Below are 16,249 nucleotides of genomic sequence, written 5' to 3'. Positions count from 1 at the left end.
CCCCCCCCCCCCACCTCTGTGAGTGCCGCCGCTTCGGCTCGTCTGATTTCGGACCGCAGGCCGGCCAGACGGAATGCGGGCGTGCAATTCTTCGTCGAATCTTCAACCCGATCGGTCGATTCGTCCTCCGGGCAGAGAGACAATGAAGGCCAGAACTGCGCGCAACCCAGGCCGGTGGACTCGGTGCATGAGGAGATGCGCCTCAGGGCGCCCCGTCGAGCAGTGTTGCGGAGAGGAATGCGGCAATGATGTACGGCATGGGCACTGGCGGGATGTGGTGGATCTGGGTTTTCGGGGTGCTGCTGCTCATCGGCGTGATCGTGCTGGTGGTGGTGCTGGTGCAGCTGCTCGCCGGCCGGCCCGGGAACGCGCCGCGCGGCGGCTACCAGGGCGCGGTTGCATCCGGTGCCCGCGCCCGGGAGATTCTCGCTGAGCGCTACGCTCGCGGGGAGCTGAGCACGGAGGAGTACCGGGAGCGCCTGCGGACGCTGGAAGACAGCGGACCGTGACACGGGTCAGCCGCAGGCAGCTGCTGGCCCTGGCACTTGGAGGCGCTGCCGCGGTCGTCGGCGGAGCCGGGCTCTGGTGGACCTCGGGGCGTCGCTTCACGAGCGGTGAGGGGGACGAACTGGCCGAGCCGGAGGAGTTCACCAGTCACGACGGGCTGCTGGAGCTCGATCTGGAGACCGCACCGGAACGGATCCGGATCGGCGACCGCGAGGTATCCATGCTGGCGTTCAACGGTTCGGTTCCGGGGCCGACCCTGCGGGTGGCGCCGGGGGACACGGTCCGGGTGCGGCTGCGCAATTCGCTGGACGCTCCGACGAACCTGCACGTCCACGGCCTGCATGTGTCCCCGGAGGACAACGGCGACAACCCTTTCATCAGCGTCGATCCGGGCCAGACCTTTGCCTATGAGTTCACGCTGCCGGCCGATCACCCGCCTGGCACGTACTGGTATCACCCACATCGCCACGGGTACGTCGCCGATCAGCTCGCGGCCGGCTTGTTCGGTGCGATCGTGGTCGCGGATCTGGAATCGATTCCCGTCACCCGGGAGCGAGTTCTCGTCGTCTCCGACCTCACCGTGGACTCGTCCGGGAACCTGGCCTCGCCCGATCTGATGGAGCAGATGATGGGCCGAGAGGGCGAACTGGTGGTTGTCAACGGGCAGGTGCGGCCACGGCTGGCGGCGGCTCCGGGGGAGCGGGAGCGGTGGCGGGTCATCAACGCGTGCACCTCTCGGTTCCTGCGGTTGCAGCTGAACGGTCAATCCATGCAGCTGCTCAGCCTCGATCTCGGCAGACTGGCCGTGCCCCGAGAGGTCCCCGAGGTGGTGGTCCTCCCGGGCAACCGGGTCGAGCTGCTCGTCGAGGGGCAGGAAGGCTCACACACCCTCGCAGCGCTCCCGGTTGATCGGGGCGGCATGGACGGAATGATGGGCGGGGGAATGATGAACGGGAGCCGTCCGGGTGCTTCCGCGCCGGTGGAGCTGCTGACGTTTCAGGTGACGGGATCCCCGGTGGACGCGCTTCCGCCGGTGCCCGCCGCCCCTGCGCCGCGAGATCTGCGGGGAGAGCCGGTGGAGGGCCGCCGCCGGCTGGACTTCGGGATGGCGATGGGCGGGGGCCGCATGGGGCCGGGCGGAGGACCCGGGATGATGGCCTTCACGATCAACGGGCAGGAGTTCGATCCCGACCGGATCGATGCCGATGTTGCCGGCGGAGCCGTCGAGGAATGGACGCTGACCAACTCCAGCCCCATGGACCATCCCGTGCATCTGCACGTGTGGCCCATGCAGATCGTCGAAGAAGGCGGCCGCACCGTCGCCGAACCGCGGTGGCAGGACGTCGTGAACGTCCCGGCCTTCGGTGAGGTGAAGGTTCTCATCGCATTCGACGATTTCACCGGGCGCAGCGTCTTTCACTGCCACATCCTCGATCACGAGGACCTGGGCATGATGGGAACAGTCCGCGCCCGCTGATCTTCGAGGCGGCAGGTGCCCGGGCCGATCGGCCCGGGCACCTGCGAGCGGCAACCTGTGACTCAGAGAGCGGTCACTCGACGACGGTGATCGTCTCGGTCGCGATGACCGAGGTGTCGCCCTTCGCGTTCCGGACCTCGACGGTCAGGGTGTCGCCGGCTTCCAGGCCCTCGGTGTTCTTGATGTTCTGGTACGTCTTCGCCCACTCCGTCTTGTCGCCGGGAAAGCGGAAGGTCGTGGGCTTGCTGTCGTCCTCCGTCGGGTGGACGGAGACCGTGATGTGCTCGCCGGTCGCGTTCGTCCCCGAGACCTCGAAGCCCTCCGTGAGGTCCTCCCTGGTGATCTCCTCCGGAGCCTCGATGACGACGTCCTCAGCGGGCGCCTCGGGTTCTTCGGGTGCGTCTTCGACCGTGAGGGAGATGAACTTGCTGCCGCCCTTCCCTGCCGCGCTGACAATGATCGACAGTGTGTCACCGGTGACGACCTCGTCGAGGGTGTCGTCGGTGTTGGACAGCTGGCGGAAGACGTCGTCGCGGTACTGGGCGCCGAAGGTGGTCGACAGCGGCAGCTCGAGGGTCCACTCGCCGTTCTCGTCCGCGATCACCTCGGGGATGTCGGACTTGATGTAGTAGGTGTGTCCGGAGGTGGTCATGATCGCGAACTGGGTGAAGGTGACCTCCGCCTCGGGCGTGGCGGTGCCGGAGATGGTGATGGTGCCCTCGTCGTCGCCCTCGGTGTAGGTGATGTCGGAGGTGGTGACCTTCGGGAAGACCGGCTCCGCCGGCTCCTCGGGCTCCTCGGCTGCGACGACCTTCGCCTCGACCTGGTACTTGTCCGTCGGATTGTTGGCGCTGGTTTCGATGCCGACGGTGACGTTGTCACCCTCCTCGAGCTCGGCGACCGTGATCCAGTTCTCCGGCTTGTACGTGGAGCTGCCGTAGTTGAAGACATCGTCGGGAGAGATCGTGACCGTGTAGGTTCCCGTCTCGTCGGCCGTCCCCGAGTACTTCTCGCGGTCTGCGGTCGAGAGATTCATGAGGTGGCCCTCGGCCGTGACGACGCGGACCGTGGACAGCGACACCGGGGCACCGGCGCGGGTCTTGACGGTGACCTCCAGGCCGTCCTTGACGTCGGCGGTGGTGAGCGGGTCGGGCAGCGAAGCGCTGACGCGGACCCATTCCGAGGAGGTCGAACTCGGCGCTGCGGCGGCAGTCGTGTGCGCGGGAGTCACCGCGATCGCCGGTGCTCCGAGACCAACGATGGCGAGTGCGACGGCGGGCGCCAGGACCAGAGACTTCTTCATGTTTCCCCTTATGGTGAGAGCGAGTACTCCACCGGCCATTGAACGCCACCGATGTGCTCCTCGGGTGAATGAAGATTGAACTGCATAAGATCGCGAAGGAGCGGAGATGCACGATTTCCTCGTTGAACGCAACGAGCTCGACGACCGGGCGGAGGCCCCATGAGGATCGAACCCTACGCCGCCGCGCATCGCGAAGCGGTGCTCGAGCTGTCCATTCGCGCCTGGGAGCCGGTGTTCCCCAGGATGCGCTTGGCGGTGCCGCATTTCGTCTACGACTCCTTCTACCCGGACGGCTGGCAGACGCGGCAGATCACTGACCTGTCGGCGATTCTGGACGGGGAGCCGGCGTCGGTGGATATTGCCGCCGAGGACGCGACGGCGCTCGGATGGGTGTGCACGAGAATCCATCCGAAGGACCGAATGGGTGAGATCTACGTCCTTGCTGTCGACCCCGCACACCAGGGCCGAGGCGTCGGCACGGCTCTCATGGACCACGCGCTGGCCCGCATCCGGCAGGCGGGGATGGTGATGGCCATGGTGGAGACCGGCGACGACCCGGGCCACGCCTCGGCGAGGGCCGCCTACGAATCCTCCGGGTTCGTGCGCTGGCCGGTAGCCCGTTACTTCAAAGAGCTGGACTGAGCATCCCGGCTACTTCTGCCGCGGCACCCGGCCCATCAGGTAGAACTCTTCGTTCGGCATCATGCCGGTCACGGAGGCGAGGCGGTTGGACATTCCGTAGAACCCGGTGATCGCGGTGATGTCCCAGATGTCCTCGTCATCGAAGCCGTGGCCGCGCAGCACCGCGAAGTCGTCATCCCCGACCCGGTGGGACTCTGCGTTGACCTTGAGCGCGAAATCGAGCATCGCCCGCTGGCGCTCGGTGATCTCGGCGGTGTTCGGATTGATCGCCACCTGGTCGGCCACGCGCGGGTTCTTCGCGTAGATGCGCAGGATCGCCCCGTGGGCGACCACGCAGTACAGGCAGCTGTTGGCCCCGGAGACCGCGGTCACGATCATCTCCCGGTCGGCCTTGCTCAGGTTGCCGGTCTCCTTCTCCATCACTGCCTCGTGATAGGCGAAGAAGGCGCGGAACTCGGCCGGACGGCGAGCGAGCATGAGGAACACGTTGGGAATGAAGCCGGACTTCTCTGCGACTTCTTCGATGGTGGCGCGGATGTCGTCGGGAATGTCCGCGAGCTCGACGTAGGGGTAGCGGGGCAACTCAGTACTCATGGCCGCATGCTACCGACTCAGCGGCCTCGCGAGCACCCGCACCGAGAGGAAACCTGCCCTGCTTCCGCAGTTCGACCAGGCGGGCAGGAATACGCTTGGGACCGGAGTGGTTCGTTCATCGCGACGCGCTTCTGCGTCGCTTCTGGGACTCCTCGGAAGGGAGGCTGCAATGGGAAGCCCGACGGCCACCGTCACGGCGAGCACCCGGATCGCCGCGGGCCCGACGATGATCCTGGTCGTGCCGGACCTCGCCGCTTCGCGCATGCGCACGCTTCCCCCGGTTGTAAAACGCGCCACTGGGTCGTTTGCCCGCGGGCTGGCACGGTGAAGACCGCCATCGGCAGGGCGCTGGAAGCGACGTTCAGAGTGAGCTTGGTCCTGAAGGGCCTCGACGGCGTCCTGGAGTTGCTGGGCGGAGTCCTGCTGCTCATCGTCTCACCGGCAGAGATGAGCTCGTTGCTGCTACTGCTCACCCAGCACGAGCTGTCGGAGGATCCACAGGATCTCGTGGCGAATGCGCTGACACGGCTGGCAGACGGGCTGACGGTGTCGGCAACGCTGTTCGGCGCCGCGTACCTGCTTGTGCACGGACTGGTGAAGGTCGTGCTGGTGTGGGCCGTGCTCCGGAATAGACTGTGGGCCTACCCGTGGATGATCGGCTTTCTCCTGATCTTCATCACCTACCAGACTTACCAACTGGTGCTGGCCTTCTCCTGGGGCCTCGCCGCCCTGACGGCCTTCGACATCTTCATTGTCTGGCTGACCTGGCACGAGTACCGTGCGCACCGCGCCCGAGGTGTCGGCTCCTCTGCCCAGCCCGACCCCGAGACGGACCCGGGCACCAATACAGGGACGACCCCGTCCACGACGGCCGCAGCGGACGGAGCCGGAAGCACGAGATGCTCACGGCGCGCAGGGACTCCGAGCGGGCCGGCCGCGGGACCACCGCGACGGCCCGGACTGCAGGACGTACCACCCCGACGGCCCGGACCGGCTGGAGACCATCACGTCGACGTGCGTCGACTCCGCCGCGTGGTGCTCGTCGTGGCACTGCTCAACTTCGCTTACTTCTTCGTCGAATTCGGCATCGCCCTGGCCGCAGGATCGGTCGCCCTGCTTGCCGACAGCGTCGACTTCCTCGAGGACACCTCGATCAACCTGCTGATCTTCATGGCGCTTGGGTGGCACCCGAGCAGGCGTGCTCTGATGGGCAAGGCGATGGCCTTGATCATCCTCGTGCCCGCTGCTGTCGCCGGCTGGGAGGCATTGCGTCGATTCTCGGATCCGACCGCCCCCGACGTCGTTCCGGTCGTGCTCGCCTCCCTGGGAGCGGTCGCCGTCAACGGAGCCGGCTCGTGGCTGCTGGTGCGGGTGCGGCACCACGGGGGCTCGCTGAGTCGTGCGGCCTTCCTCTCGGCCCGCAACGACGTCCTGGTCAACGTCGCCATCATCGTCATGGCAATCATCACCGTCTGGACCGGTTCGGGCTGGCCGGACCTGATCCTCGGCTGTTTCATCGTCGTCCTGGCGCTCCACGCCGCCTACGAGGTATGGGAGGCCGCCGAAGAAGAGCGACTCGGAGCGAAAGCGCTCGCGGGCGAGGACCTCGGCTGATTCTCCTCATCATCGCTGTGATGCTCGGACTCGCCGGTCGCATCACGCGGCCACTTCACGTAGTGGTTCTCGGCGACCAGGAGTGCACTCCTACAGGAGCTCCAGCGCGCGCACCCGCAGCAGCACCCGGGGCCGCGCGGCCGAGCAGAAATCGAGAAGCACATCGTCCGCCTGACGGTTAGCGTGTTCTCGACGGGGGCGACGGACGCTTCCGAATCTGCGAAGGACGGTCAATCATGTCTGACACGACGGGCTCTGTCGGCTTCAGCGAAGCCGAGCGCGAGGCGATGAAGGCTCGCGCGGCTGAATTGCGTGTCGAGAGGGGCGGCAAGAAGAAGGCCGACTTCCTGCAGGCCCTGATGGAGCGGATCGACGAGATGCCGCCGGTCGACCAGGAGATCGCCGTCGCCGTGCACTCCATCGTCACCGAACTCGCCCCTGAGCTGACCCCGCGGACCTGGTACAGCATGCCCGCCTATGAGAAGGACGGGAACGTGGTGATCTTCCTGCAGGACGCCGCGAAGTTCGGAACCCGTTACGCCACGCTCGGATTCAATGACAGCGCCCAGCTGGACGATGGGGACATCTGGCTCGCCTCCTACGCCATCCCGCGACTCACCGACTCCGTCAAGGAGAAGATCGCGGAGCTCGTGGCCCGCGCGGTGGGCCAGTCCGATGCTGCGGCGAAATGGGCAATGATTGCAGCATGAGCCACCACCAGGCGCGGCCTCACCCGTACGACGCGAACTACGCCGGGGCGCAGCCACTTCCACCTGGACCCGCACCTGCCCGGCGCGGGTGGTCGATCGCGGCGCTGATCGTGGCGATCCTCGCTTTCGCGGCCGGGCTGCTCAGCGGCGGGCTGACGCTGCTCTGGGGAGGGGCATCGCTGGCCACGGGAGCGCCTCAGCCCGTGCTCTTGTCGATCCTGCGGCAGCTGTACGTCATCGCGCTTCCGGTGGTCGGACCCCTTGCGCTGGCCGGTGCGGCGCTCGCGATCGTGGGGCTCATCCGCGGGCGTGAGGCCCGGGGAGTCGCCGTCACCGCGCTTGTCCTCGCCCTCGTCTGCGTGATCACTCTCCTCATCGGGCTGCCGCTGCTCGCCGTGGAACCCTGCTTCGACTTTGACTGCGCAGCGTGAGGAATCCGGAACGCACGCAGTGGGAAAGCGGGGATGGGCACCGCGAGGGATAGGGTGACCGTCATGACAGTGGATTCCGTGATGACCGAACTGGCGGCACTCGCGGATCCGCGGATCCGCGAGGTCAACGAGCGCCACGGCGACGACCACGCCGTGAACCTGACCAAGCTGCGGGCGCTGGCCAAGGCGCTCAAGACCCAGCACGAGCTCGCGCGTGAGCTGTGGGCGACCGAGGACAGCGCTGCGCGACTGCTCGCCATTCTGATCAGCCGCCCGAAGGCCTTCGAGCGGGACGAGCTCGACTCCATGCTCCGGCAGGCGCGCACGCCCAAGGTGCAGGACTGGCTGGTGAACTACGTGGTCAAGAAGCACCCGGAGGTCGAGGCGCTGCGAGTGCTCTGGTTCGCCGACCCCGACCCTGCCGTCGCGAGCGCCGGGTGGGCGCTGACCACCCGGCGGGTGAGCAGGAACCCGGAAGGCCTGGACCTCGGCCGGCTGCTCGACCTCATCGAGGCCGAGATGACGGATGCCCCCGACCGGCTGCAGTGGGCGATGAACGAGTGCCTGGCGACGATCGGCATCCACCACCCCGATCACCGCGCCCGCGCGCTCGCGATCGGCGAGCGGCTGGAAGTGCTCAAGGACTACCCGACCCCACCGAACTGCACTTCGCCCTACGCCCCGATCTGGATCACCGAGATCGTGAGCCGCCAGGAAGCCAAGCGGCGATGATGAGGAGAGGCTGTTCCACCGATTCGCCCGGTTGATTCCCCGACTCGAATTCCCTGCTTCATGTTCCCCTGAACGAGTGTTCGCGTTAGTCTAAATGCTTGAGGGTCGGGCCGATCGGCTGCCGGGACCCTCGTGAATGACTGGACGTTTGTCTCAAGGGAGAGGCCACAATGACGATATCCGCCGGACGAGCACCATCGCCGAGCACCGACACAGCAGCCCCGACGGGTGCGAGCACGCTGCCGGAGCAGGAGCACCACATCTCGGCACCGTCCTCGCGGGGTCCGCGCGAATACACCTGGCTGGACCACCTGGAGCGGCATGCGGCGGAGATCCCCGACCAGGACGCCGTGATCCACGGAGAGCTCCGCCTGACCTGGGCCGGCCTCCATGACCAGGTCCGGGAGTTCGCGGCCCACCTCCACGCCCGAGGCGTCCGCCCCGGCAACCGCGTCGCGATCCTCATGAGCAACCGCCCCGCCTCTATCGTCGCCATGCTCGGGGCGCAGGAGCTCGGCGCGATCGCCGTGCCGCTGAATTACCGGCTGACCGTCCGCGAGCTGACCCCGATCGTCGAGCGCACATCGCCGACCGCCCTCGTGTACGAGGACGCCTACCGGGCGACCGCCTCGGAGGTAGTCGAGCAGGGGAGCGTTCCCATCACCGTCCACGAGCAGGCCGACCTCGACTTCGCCTTCGCGGGGGAGGCCGAGGCGCCGGCCGAGGCGAGCGTCGAGCCCCTCATCGAGCAGAGCCCGGCGAGCGAATGCGCGGTCATCGTGTTCACCTCGGGCAGCACCGGGCGTCCCAAGGGCGCGATGCTGTCCTACGCGAACATCATGTCCCAGGTGCTGGTCGCGGTGTATCACTTCCAGATCACCGGCGGCGGCAGCACGCTGGTCAACTCCCCGCTGTTCCACATCGCCGGCCTCGCCAATGTCTTCCGCTGCCTGGTGACCGGGCGGACCACGGTGCTCGCCTACTACGCGACCTTCACGCCGGAGGCGTTCCTCGAGAACCTGCAGAAGTACAACGTCACGGAGACCTACCTGATCTCGAGCCTGTGGTCGCGGGTGTGCAAGCACATGGACGCCCACGGGATCACCCACCCGTTGGAGAACCTGGGCTGGGGAGCGGAGCCGGCCGGGCTGAGCACGCTCGAGGCGATGGCGCGCTGCTTCCCGCAGGCGCGGATCGTGTCGACCTTCGGGCAGACGGAGATGTCGCCCGTCACCACGGTGCTCGAGCCCGAGTACGCGCAGCGGAAGATCGGGTCAGTGGGCGTCTCCGCGATCGCGGTGAGGATCCGCGTGGTCGACGAACAGATGAATGACGTCCCGACCGGTGAGGTCGGCGAGGCCGTCTACCTGGGGCCGGGCCTGATGATGGGCTACTGGGACGATCCCGAGGCGACCGCCGAGTCGATGCAGGGCGGCTGGTTCCATTCGGGAGACCTCGTGCGCAAGGACGAGGACGGCTTCTACTACGTGGCGGACAGGATCAAGAACATCATCATCTCCGGGGGCGAGAACATCTACTCGCCGGAGGTGGAGGAGGCGATCCTGCTGCATCCGAACGTCAAGGAGACCGCGGTGGTGGGGGTCCCCGACGAGAAGTGGGGCGAGGTGCCGGTCGCCGCGGTGTCGCTGATCGACCCCTCCGTGGAGACGGACGAGGCCGAGATCATCGAGCACTGCCGGAGCGTGCTGGCCTCCTACAAGAAGCCCAAGCACGTGTACATCTTCGACGAGCTGCCGCGCAGCGGGACCGGGAAGATCTCCAAGCCGGCGCTGCGGGAGTCGTTCGGCCAGTCCTGACCGGGTGGCTGGTCCTGACCAGATAACCAGATGGCAGCCGCTCCTGACCAGGCTGCGACCGCGCCCTCCCGGCCAGTCCCGACCTCAGCCGGCTTCGGGGGACCGGACCAGCTCAGGCCGCGGCGGTGGCGACGCCGAGCGAATCTGCACCCAGGACCTTCGGGACGCCGTCCTCGTAGAAGTGCTCGACCTCGGTGACGGTGAAACCGGCGGCCTCGAGCATCGCCACCGGCTGCCGCGTCAGGTGGCAGCCGCCGGCCATCCGCTTCTGCACCGGTTCGAGCCGGTGCTGCCAGGTGCGGACCTTCGCGTCCGGCGCCAAGCCGTGCTCGACGAAATGCAGAGTCCCGCCGGGCTTGAGCACCCGGCGCAGCTCTTGGAGTGCGGCGTGCGCATCGGGGATCGTGCACAGGGTCCACGTCGACAGCGCCGTGTCGAACGTGTCGTCGTCGAACGGCAGTGACTGTCCGTCCAGCCCTGCGCGGTGCACCGGGATCTGGCTGGCCTGCACGCGACGGGAGGCGAGCCGCCAGCCGAGGTCGGCTGGTTCGATCGCGTGCACTTCCGTGACGGCGGGCGGGTAGAACGGCACGTTCAGGCCTGATCCGAACCCGATCTCCACCACCCGGCCGTGCAGCCCGGAGCAGGTGCGCTTCCGCAGCGGATCTGCTGTCTTCACCCCGCAGGCGACGTTGATGAGGCGGGGCAGAATACGGTCGCCGTAGATGCTCATGGGAATCTCCTTGGGGCTTCGCTGCCCCGTGTTGCTTCAATTCTACCGCTCGCCTGGGGGCTTGCGGCAAGACCCGGTGCACGGCGCACACTCGACGCCTGAGGGGAGGGCTGGGAACCATGTTCGACGTCATCATCAGCGGCGCAGGTCCGACCGGCATCATGCTCGCGCGCGAGCTGCGCCTGCACGGTGTGCGCGTGCTGGTGCTCGAGAGGGACCCGGAGCCGTCGGCGGCAGTGCGCGGCCTGGGACTGCATGTCCGGAGCATCGAGATCCTCGACCAGCGCGGCCTGCTGGAGCGATTCCTCGCGCTGGGCCAGCAGCACCCCCTCGGCGGCATGTTCGCCGGCATCGTCCGACCGCCGCCCGCGGACCTCGACACCGCTCACGGCTACATCCTCGGGATTCCGCAGCCGGTGTTCGAACGCCTCCTGACCGAATGCGCCCAGGAGGCGGGCGTCGAGATCCGCCGTGGCCGCGAGGTGGTCGGACTCAGTCAGGACGCGAGCGGAACCGCGGTCGCGCTCGCCGACGGAACCCGTTTGCGATCCCGCTTCCTCGTCGGATGCGACGGCGGCCGCAGCACGATTCGGAGGCTGCTCGGAGTCGCCTTCCCCGGCGAGCCCGCGTCGGTCGAGATGCTGCTCGGCGAGATGGCGGCGACCGAGGCGCCCGACCGGATCGCCGAGGTCGTCGCCGAGGTGCGCCGGACCGAACTCCGATTCGGCGCCGGTCCGCTCGGGGACGGCCGATATCGAATCGTGGTGCCGGCCGCCGGAGTCGCCGTGGAGCGCTCGATTCCGCCGACCCTCGACGAGTTCCGCCGGCAGCTGCGCGCGGTGGCCGGGACGGACTTCGGCGTGCACTCGCCGCGCTGGCTGACACGGTTCGGCGACGCCATCCGGCTGGCCGAGCAGTATCGCGTCGGCCGAGTGCTGCTCGCCGGGGACGCCGCGCATGTGCACCCGCCGATGGGCGGACAGGGTCTCAACCTGGGGATCCAGGACGCCGTCAACCTCGGCTGGAAGCTGGCCGCGGAAGTCAACGGGTGGGCTCCTGCCGACCTGCTCGACACCTACCATGCGGAACGGCACCCCGTCGCTGCCGAGGTGCTCGAGAACACGCGAGCGCAGGCCGCGCTGATGGACACCGCAGCCGGCCCGCAGGCCGTGCGCCGCCTGCTGTCGGAGCTCATGGACATCGAGGAGGTGAACCGACGCCTGATCGAGAAGATCACCGCGATCGGGATCCGCTACGACTTCGGCAGTGCTACGCCGCTGGTCGGTCGGCGCCTGCGCGACATCCGACTGCGCCGGGGCAGGCTGTACGAGCACATGCACGAAGGGCACGGCCTGCTGGTCGATCAGGCCGGCCGGCTCTCGACGCAGGGGTGGGCGGACCGCGTCACCTGCGTCGCCGATACCAGCGAGGAGCTCGACGAACCGGCGGTGCTGCTGCGCCCGGACGGTCACGTCGCCTGGGCGGGCGCGGAGCAGGGGGAGCTCGAACACCACCTGGCGAGGTGGTTCGGAGGGGACTCTCATCAGAGATGACACTCACCGGCGCTGACCGCTAGCAGCGCTGCCACCCAATAGGATTGGCACCCAGAGGCTCGTCGTCGAAGGGAACCCTCAGCGGCATGGAGCGACGCGAAAAGACCCCGACGATGGTCAACCCGCTCGACTTCGATGCGCTGAAGCGACGTGAGGTCGAGGCCCTCGAGGCGCTCGAGCGCGCGCGCACGGAACAGGGCCGGCTCGCCGCACTCGGTGCTCACATCGGCTGGCTCCAGGCCCGGTTGAACACCGTCAGGCCGATGCGCGTCCTGAACCTCTTCCTGTACCGCTACGGCACGGTGATGTCCGCTGGGGCGGCCTACATGCTGTTCTTCTCCGTGACGGCTGCTGTCGTGGCCAGCTTCTCGGTGGCGGGACTCATCATCGGGGGGAACCGTGAGCTGCAGGAGCTGATCGTCGTCGCGGTGGACGGGGCCCTGCCGGGAGTCATCGACACCGGCGACGGAGGGCTCGCGCGCCCGGATCAGCTGTTCTCCACTCAGGGGTTCAACTCCACGCTCGTCGTCTCGCTGATCGTCCTGGTCGTGACCTCGCTCAGCTGGATCCAGGGGCTGCGGTCCGGCATCCGCACCATCTTCGCCAAGCCTCTGATGGACGAGAACATCCTCGTCGTCAAGCTTCGCGACCTGGCCGTCATGGTGCTGGTGGGCGTCATGCTGCTCATCGCGGGGGTGATCGGGCTCGCATCCTCGCTGTTCGTCGAAGGCGTGCTGGACTTCTTGGAATGGGACGCCGGCGGTCTGCAATGGACTCTCACCCGCGTGCTGTCGATCCTGGTGCCGTTCGTCCTCGACGTGCTGATCGCCGTTCTGCTGTTCCGGGTGGCGTCGCGCATCGTGATGCCGCGTGCGGCGCTGTGGCGGGCGACGCTGCTGGCGGGCATCGGATCCTCGGCCCTGCGCCTGCTCTCCACTCAGCTGGTCTTCGCCGGGGGATCCAATCCCATCCTGGCGCCATTCACCGCGGTGCTCGGCCTGTTCTTCTACTTCTTCATCCTGAGCATCGTCTACCTGTTCTCCGCGGCCTGGGCCGCCGTAGTCACCGCCGAACTCAAGCGGAAACGCGTGGCTGCAGCCGCCCGGCGGGGCTCTTCCGAAGGCGGGTCGACCGCCCGCTCCTGATCGGGCTCACCGCGCCGCGATCAGCACTCCCGCTGCGGCCAGCGCGACGGAGGCGAGCAGCATGCCCGGACCGTGAGCGAACGCGGTCGAGTACCGTTTCTCGGTCACCAGGCGAAGAGTGTCCAGGCTGGCGGTGCTGAAGGTGGTGTAACCGCCGAGCAGGCCGGTGGCGATGACGGCGGTCCATTCCTGGTTCAGCGCCAGTCCGGTCACCAGACCCAGCAGGAACGATCCGGAGAGGTTGACCACCACAATGCCCCACGGGAAGCGGGCATGGATGCGTGCCGGCAGGCTGCTGTCCACCAGGTGCCGCAGCGCAGCGCCGAGTCCGCCGGCGATCCCGATAAGAAGAGTCAGAGCCACCGCGCTCATGCTCGCCGCCGCCCGCTGCGCCCGGTGAGCATGCCGGCCCAGCTCGCCAGCACTCCGAGGACGACTGTGACGAGCCCGTAGCCGAGCGCCTCGAGGATGCGGGATTCGAGCATCAGCGAGGCGGTTTCGAGGGCCAGCAGACTGTAGGTGGTGTAGCCGCCCAGCACGCCGGTGCCCAGCAGCAGGCGAAGCTCGCGGCGGGGTCCGCGGTCAGGACCTCTCAGCGCCAGCGCTGAGGCGAGCAGGCCGAGGAGGAAGGCCCCGCTGACGTTGATGAGGAATGTGTTGAGAGGAAGCCCCGCCACGGTCGGGATGAGACCGCCGACAGCATGGCGCAGCACGGTCCCGATCGTCCCGCCGAGGGCGACCAACCCGACACCGCGCCAGCCTGGTCCGGGTGAGTCCGCCCCGTGCTCGCTCGGCTCCCTGCCCACCTGCCACCCCCTGCCCACCTGCCACCCGCTTGCCGGCCCCTGCCCATCTGCCGGACCTGTCCTTCGATCGTGCGGAAGCGCGCGAGACCGACGGTACCAGGCAGTCACTCGGTTGCCTCTGCTCTCACAGTAAAGAGTTTTATGAATCGTGGGAATAAACCAAACAGATACTGTGTTCTATTAAGTGAAGGGTCCGGAAAGTCCGGGAAACCCAAGTTACTGGAGGTAGTAAGTATGGCAGTTCGAATTGATCCGCTACGTGAAATGGACCGACTCGTGTCGAGCGCTCTCGAATCGCTCTCCTCGGCAACAGCCCACCGCGTGATGCCGATGGATCTGTATCGTGAAGGCGAGAGCTTCAAGGTTCGGCTCGATCTGCCCGGTGTGGATCCGGCATCCCTCGACGTTGATGTCGAGGACAAGACGCTGACGGTTCGTGCCGAGCGCGCAGGTGTCGCGGGCGAAGACATTCAGTGGCTGACCCGCGAACGTTCAACCGGCACCTTTGCTCGACAGCTGACGCTGGGCCGGAGCGTTGATGTGGAGAACATCAAGGCCGATTTCGCGGATGGTGTGCTGACACTGACGATCCCGGTGGCGGAGGAAGCGAAGCCGCGGAAGATCGAGGTTGCGCATTCCTCTGAGACGCACCAGGTGGACAACGAGGCGGAGAAGTCCGAGCACGGCTCCGCTGAGCAGTCCGAGGACAGCGCGGACAAGAAGATTGAGGACGGCTCAAGCGAGAAGGCCGAGCACGGCACCGCTGAGCAGGCTGAGCACAAGGCCGAGGTCAAGGCTGATGAGCGGGAGCTCGTGAGCGCCTGATTTCTCGCCGCGCACATGTGATTCTGCGCCCCGACCGAACGGTCGGGGCGCTTTTCGCACCCGCCCTTCTGATGGGCTGCCACGGCGATCGATATGAGACGGTCCGTCCCACCTCGCGGACTCGTGGCATCCTGGTGCCGTGAGAGAACGGGCGGCGGCACAGCAGAAGGCGGTGGCGCCTCGGGCCTGGGTGGTGCTCGTCGCCGGCGTCGTGGCGCAGGCGCTCGCGACCGTCGTCGTCACCGCTCCCGCGTTCCTCATTCCGCTGCTGGTCGAGCAGGGGATGCCGCTTCCGCAGGCGGGCATGCTGGCCGCTGCGCCGAATCTGGGCCTGGTGCTGACCCTCGTCGCGTGGGGTGCCGTCGCCGACAGGTTCGGCGAGCGCTGGGTCATTGTCGCCGGCCTCGGACTCACGGGAGCCTTCACGCTGCTGGCGGCGACGGCGGGCGGCTTCGTCGCCCTCGGGGCGCTCCTCGCACTGGCCGGTGCGGCCTCCGGCAGCATCAATTCGGCCAGCGGGCGGGTGGTGGTCGGCTGGTTCCCCAGGCACCGCCGCGGGCTCGCGATGGGGATCCGGCAGTGCGCGCAGCCGCTGGGGATGGCCGCGGCTGCGCTGATGGTGCCGACGCTGGCACGGGATTTCGGAATTCCCGCACCGCTGCTGGTTGCAGGTGCGGCCGCAGCGGTGGCGGCGATCGGATGTGCGTTCGCCATCCGCAACCCGCCCCCTCAGCCCGCGCCCGAGGCGGTACCCGCCTCGGCACCCAACCCCTATCGGGAGTCGAGTTTCCTCTGGCGGATCCATGCGGTGTCGGCGCTCCTGGTGATCCCGCAGTTCACGCTCTCGACCTTCGGTCTGCTGTGGCTCATCTCCGGCCTCGGGCTGGGGGCGGCCACGGCCGGGGTGCTGATGGCGGTGGCGCAGGTGATCGGCGGCCTGGGCAGGATTGCGATGGGCTATCGCAGCGATTTCGCCCAGCATCGCGTGAAGGTGCTCCGCGGCGTCGCGATCGCGGCGATCGTGTGCATGCTGCTGCTCGCCGGAGCGGCCGAGGTGCGCCTGGTGGTCGTCGGCAGCTTGATCTTCATTCTCGCCACGGCGGTGTCCGTGGCCGACAACGGCCTGGAGTTCACCTCGGTGGCGGAGGCTGCCGGTCCACGGTGGTCCGGCCGTGCGCTGGGCGTGCAGAACACCGGGCAGTTCATCGCCGGCTCCGCCGTCGGTCCGGTGGTGGGTGCCCTCATCGCCGGAATCGGCTTCCCACTGACCTACCTCATCGTGGCGGCCGCGCCGCTGCTGTCCGTGCCGCTGATCCCGCGCGCGGACCGAAACGCGTGACAGGGTGCCGCTGGCAGCCGG

At 67.7% G+C, this 16,249-nt stretch carries 18 protein-coding genes; 13 read left to right on the top strand and 5 right to left on the bottom strand.

Features of this window, described 5'->3' with window-relative positions; genetic code table 11:
* The first annotated feature begins 245 nt into the window (after positions 1 to 245).
* Positions 246 to 509, top strand: a complete 264-nt coding sequence (locus LXN01_RS06710; protein WP_236863837.1) for an SHOCT domain-containing protein — start codon at positions 246 to 248, stop codon at positions 507 to 509.
* Positions 506 to 1,984, top strand: a complete 1,479-nt coding sequence (locus LXN01_RS06705) for a multicopper oxidase family protein (protein ID WP_236863836.1) — start codon at positions 506 to 508, stop codon at positions 1,982 to 1,984. Before LXN01_RS06710 ends, LXN01_RS06705 begins: the two co-directional genes overlap by 4 nt.
* Positions 1,985 to 2,057: 73 nt before the next feature.
* Here LXN01_RS06705 and LXN01_RS06700 read toward each other — a convergent pair whose 3' ends face one another.
* Positions 2,058 to 3,287, bottom strand: coding sequence for a hypothetical protein (locus tag LXN01_RS06700; RefSeq protein WP_236863835.1), 1,230 nt, complete (start codon positions 3,285 to 3,287; stop codon positions 2,058 to 2,060).
* A gap of 159 nt (positions 3,288 to 3,446) precedes the next feature.
* On the opposite strand from LXN01_RS06700, the gene LXN01_RS06695 reads away from it, so the two are divergent.
* Positions 3,447 to 3,929, top strand: a complete 483-nt coding sequence (locus LXN01_RS06695) for a GNAT family N-acetyltransferase (RefSeq protein WP_236863834.1) — start codon at positions 3,447 to 3,449, stop codon at positions 3,927 to 3,929.
* A gap of 9 nt (positions 3,930 to 3,938) precedes the next feature.
* Here LXN01_RS06695 and LXN01_RS06690 read toward each other — a convergent pair whose 3' ends face one another.
* Complete coding sequence (locus tag LXN01_RS06690; protein WP_236863833.1) at positions 3,939 to 4,523, bottom strand: peroxidase-related enzyme; 585 nt, start codon at positions 4,521 to 4,523, stop codon at positions 3,939 to 3,941.
* A 169-nt stretch (positions 4,524 to 4,692) separates the two neighbouring features.
* On the opposite strand from LXN01_RS06690, the gene LXN01_RS06685 reads away from it, so the two are divergent.
* The 6 genes from LXN01_RS06685 to LXN01_RS06655 all read left to right on the top strand — a co-directional run bounded on the left by LXN01_RS06685 (position 4,693) and on the right by LXN01_RS06655 (position 9,827).
* Positions 4,693 to 4,851: a hypothetical protein gene (locus LXN01_RS06685; protein WP_236863832.1), complete on the top strand. Its 159-nt coding sequence runs from the start codon at positions 4,693 to 4,695 to the stop codon at positions 4,849 to 4,851.
* A gap of 38 nt (positions 4,852 to 4,889) precedes the next feature.
* Entirely contained in the window at positions 4,890 to 6,137 is a 1,248-nt protein-coding gene (locus LXN01_RS16320) for a DUF2127 domain-containing protein (protein WP_336885239.1), read from the top strand.
* Positions 6,138 to 6,373: 236 nt separating this feature from the next.
* Positions 6,374 to 6,847 carry an iron chaperone gene (locus LXN01_RS06670; protein ID WP_236863831.1) on the top strand — a complete coding sequence of 158 codons (474 nt, stop codon included), beginning with the start codon at positions 6,374 to 6,376 and terminating at the stop codon, positions 6,845 to 6,847.
* On the top strand, positions 6,844 to 7,278 hold the full coding sequence (locus tag LXN01_RS06665) for a hypothetical protein (protein ID WP_236863830.1): 435 nt from the start codon (positions 6,844 to 6,846) through the stop codon (positions 7,276 to 7,278). The genes LXN01_RS06670 and LXN01_RS06665 overlap by 4 nt, the downstream gene beginning before the upstream one ends.
* Positions 7,279 to 7,341: 63 nt before the next feature.
* Positions 7,342 to 8,010: a DNA alkylation repair protein gene (locus LXN01_RS06660; protein ID WP_236863829.1), complete on the top strand. Its 669-nt coding sequence runs from the start codon at positions 7,342 to 7,344 to the stop codon at positions 8,008 to 8,010.
* Positions 8,011 to 8,180: 170 nt separating this feature from the next.
* Entirely contained in the window at positions 8,181 to 9,827 is a 1,647-nt protein-coding gene (locus tag LXN01_RS06655) for a class I adenylate-forming enzyme family protein (protein ID WP_236863828.1), read from the top strand.
* A gap of 112 nt (positions 9,828 to 9,939) precedes the next feature.
* Here the strand turns inward: LXN01_RS06655 and LXN01_RS06650 are convergent, their stop codons facing one another.
* Positions 9,940 to 10,560 (bottom strand): class I SAM-dependent methyltransferase, encoded by a 621-nt coding sequence (locus LXN01_RS06650; protein ID WP_236863827.1) that lies wholly within the window; start codon positions 10,558 to 10,560, stop codon positions 9,940 to 9,942.
* Between the two features lie 119 nt (positions 10,561 to 10,679).
* On the opposite strand from LXN01_RS06650, the gene rox reads away from it, so the two are divergent.
* Both rox and LXN01_RS06640 read left to right on the top strand, forming a co-directional pair.
* Positions 10,680 to 12,113 (top strand): rifampin monooxygenase, encoded by a 1,434-nt coding sequence (rox, locus tag LXN01_RS06645; RefSeq protein ID WP_236863826.1) that lies wholly within the window; start codon positions 10,680 to 10,682, stop codon positions 12,111 to 12,113.
* Between the two features lie 86 nt (positions 12,114 to 12,199).
* On the top strand, positions 12,200 to 13,258 hold the full coding sequence (locus tag LXN01_RS06640) for a YihY/virulence factor BrkB family protein (RefSeq protein ID WP_236863825.1): 1,059 nt from the start codon (positions 12,200 to 12,202) through the stop codon (positions 13,256 to 13,258).
* Positions 13,259 to 13,264: 6 nt separating this feature from the next.
* Here the strand turns inward: LXN01_RS06640 and LXN01_RS06635 are convergent, their stop codons facing one another.
* Positions 13,265 to 13,630, bottom strand: coding sequence for a fluoride efflux transporter FluC (locus tag LXN01_RS06635; RefSeq protein WP_236863824.1), 366 nt, complete (start codon positions 13,628 to 13,630; stop codon positions 13,265 to 13,267).
* Positions 13,627 to 14,001, bottom strand: coding sequence for a fluoride efflux transporter CrcB (crcB, locus tag LXN01_RS06630; protein ID WP_236863823.1), 375 nt, complete (start codon positions 13,999 to 14,001; stop codon positions 13,627 to 13,629). Before crcB ends, LXN01_RS06635 begins: the two co-directional genes overlap by 4 nt.
* Positions 14,002 to 14,205: 204 nt before the next feature.
* Between crcB and LXN01_RS16315 the strand changes: the two genes are divergently transcribed.
* Together LXN01_RS16315 and LXN01_RS06620 are read left to right on the top strand one after the other, a co-directional pair.
* Positions 14,206 to 14,889 (top strand): Hsp20/alpha crystallin family protein, encoded by a 684-nt coding sequence (locus LXN01_RS16315; RefSeq protein ID WP_336885238.1) that lies wholly within the window; start codon positions 14,206 to 14,208, stop codon positions 14,887 to 14,889.
* 139 nt (positions 14,890 to 15,028) lie between these two features.
* Positions 15,029 to 16,228 (top strand): MFS transporter, encoded by a 1,200-nt coding sequence (locus LXN01_RS06620; protein WP_236863822.1) that lies wholly within the window; start codon positions 15,029 to 15,031, stop codon positions 16,226 to 16,228.
* Positions 16,229 to 16,249: the final 21 nt, after the last annotated feature.

Origin of the sequence: Brevibacterium daeguense, from assembly GCF_021729135.1 — a bacterium.
In the GTDB taxonomy this organism is placed as follows: domain Bacteria; phylum Actinomycetota; class Actinomycetes; order Actinomycetales; family Brevibacteriaceae; genus Brevibacterium; species Brevibacterium daeguense.
Note: the sequence above shows the minus strand (reverse complement) of the source record. Positions and strands in the feature narration are given on the sequence as shown.